Here is a 2,287-nt window from a genome sequence, read left to right as displayed (position 1 = left end):
TCGGTGCACATGATGTCGACCGGTGCGCCGTCGGCGATGATCCGGCCGTCCTTCATCGCGATGATGCGATCCGAGTAAGCGGCGGCGATGTTGATGTCGTGGATGACCAGCACGATTGTCTTACCGCGCTCTGCCGCGGTCCGGCGCAAAAGTCGCATGATTGACGTCGCGTGACGCAGGTCCAGGTTGTTGAGTGGCTCGTCCAGCAGCACGTAGTCCGTGTCCTGGGCCAGGACCATCGCGATATGGGCGCGCTGCCGCTGGCCCCCCGACAGCTCGTCGAGATACCGGTCGGCCAGGTCTTCGAGCTCCATCGCGGTCAATGCGTAGTCGATGTGCTCGGCGTCATCAGCGGTCGCCCGCCCGCCGTTGTGCGGGAAGCGGCCGAAACCAACCAGATCCCGGACGGTGAGTCGGATCGCCATCGAGTTCTCCTGACGGAGGACCGCCAGTCGACGCGCCAGCTCGCGGCCGCCGGTGGCGGAAACGTCTGCACCGTCGACCAGGACGCGGCCGGAGTCCGCCTGCTGGAGGCGGCTCATGACACCGAGCAGGGTCGACTTCCCGGCGCCGTTGGGCCCGATGAGCGAGGTGACGCCGCCCTGGGCGAAACAGGCACTGACATCGTGGAGGACCGTGGTGTCGCCGTAGGACGAGCACACCTCCTGCGCCTCGATGCCACAGCCGCGAAGCCACTGGTCTCGACCGGAACGGGTGCCACGGCGTCGGAACGGGAGAAGGGACATGACGTGCCTTACCTTTCAGCGTGCGCGGTTCGACAGGAGCAGGAACAGGAAGAGCAGGCCACCGACGAACTCGATGACGATGCTCAGTGCCGACTCGACACCGAGCGTGCCCAGGATCATCTCGCCACCGGCCAGCGCGATCACGCCCAGCAGCGAGGCGACGGGGAGGGTGAAGCGGTGCAGCGTCGTGCCGAGCAGCGCGTAGGCCGCGTTCGCGACGATGAGCCCGAAGAACATCACCGGGCCGATCAACGCGGTCGACGCCGAGACGAGGAACGAGACGACCACCAGGATGATGATCGTGACCTGACGGTGGTTCACGCCCAGGGCGATCGCGGGGTCGCGGCCCAGGAGCATGACGTCCAGACGGCGACCCAGGAGAGCCACCACCACGAGGCCGAGAACCACGATGACACCGCAGCCGATCAGCACGTCGAGCTGGACGCCGCGGAAACTGGCGAACATCACGTCCTGCAGCTGCAGGTACGCCGCCGGGTCCAGCAGTCTCTGGAAGAACGACGAAATGGATCGGAAGAACACGCCGAACACCACGCCGACCAGCAGCAGCAGGTGGATGTCCGTCCGACGGCCCCCGAGCAGCCACAGGTACAGCGCCGTCGACGCGACGACCATGATCGCGGTCTGCGAGAGGAATCCCGTCAGGCCGCCGCTCGCCAGTCCCCCGATGATCGCGGCGTCCCGCGGCACCATGAAGAAGATGAGCATGGTCTGGATGAGCAGATAGAGCGAGTCGAAGCCCATCAGCGCCGGCGTGAGGATGCGATTGCCGGTGACGGTCTGGAACAGCACCGTCGACACCCCGACGGCAACCGCGACCACGACGATGGCCACCGCGTGCCGGGAGAGCCGGTCAAGGGTGTAGTTCCACGCCTTGGAACCGACCGTGTCGGGCAGGCCAACCATGACCAGTGCGATGAGGGACGCGGCGGCCAGGATCGAGCACGCGATCACCACCGCCAGTCGCCGGCGGTGGTCGGCCTGCGCCCTGGAGACGCCTCCGGTGGACGGAGACGGCTGCCCGGCCGCGCCGGTGGCCACACCAGTGGCCGTGGCCTTCTCACCCATTGCGCACCCCCTTGAGCATCATCGCGAGGAACACGGCCCCGCCGAGGACTCCGACGATCGTGCCGACGGGAATCTCACCGGCACCCGGGGCCCCGCCGGCGAGCAGGCTCGGCAGGGCGCGGCCGATCATGTCGCAGACCAGAACGGTCACCGCGCCGAGCATGGCGACGAGCGGGAGACCGCGGCGTGCGTCGTCACCCACCAGACGCGAAACCACGTTGGGCACCACCAGACCGAGCAGCGGGAGTGCACCGACGGTCACCACGACGACCGCCGCGACGGCCGCGACAATGGCCATGCCCAGGGCGACGACGGTACGGTGGTTCAACCCCAGGCCGGTCGAGACGTCCTCGCCCAGGCCGGCGACCGTGAAGCGGTCGGCGGCGATGTAGGCGATCACACCGAGGACGGCGACGAGCCACAACATCTCGTACCGTCCGGCGAGGACGGCGGAG

General features: G+C 67.9%; 3 protein-coding genes. All 3 read right to left on the bottom strand.

Annotated features, from left to right (window positions below; genetic code table 11):
• Positions 1–746 (bottom strand): ATP-binding cassette domain-containing protein (locus tag GX543_RS07450; protein ID WP_290850991.1); only part of this gene is annotated, 746 nt, incomplete at its 3' end.
• 15 nt (positions 747–761) lie between these two features.
• Positions 762–1,832, bottom strand: coding sequence for an iron chelate uptake ABC transporter family permease subunit (locus GX543_RS07445; protein ID WP_290850990.1), 1,071 nt, complete (start codon positions 1,830–1,832; stop codon positions 762–764).
• Positions 1,825–2,287, bottom strand: a 463-nt coding sequence (locus GX543_RS07440) for an iron chelate uptake ABC transporter family permease subunit (RefSeq protein ID WP_290850989.1), incomplete at its 5' end; no start/stop codon positions are given. The genes GX543_RS07445 and GX543_RS07440, both read right to left, overlap by 8 nt.

Source organism: Gordonia sp. (in: high G+C Gram-positive bacteria), assembly GCF_012515855.1.
GTDB lineage: Bacteria > Actinomycetota > Actinomycetes > Mycobacteriales > Mycobacteriaceae > Gordonia.
This window is presented reverse-complemented; position numbering and strand designations above follow the sequence as displayed.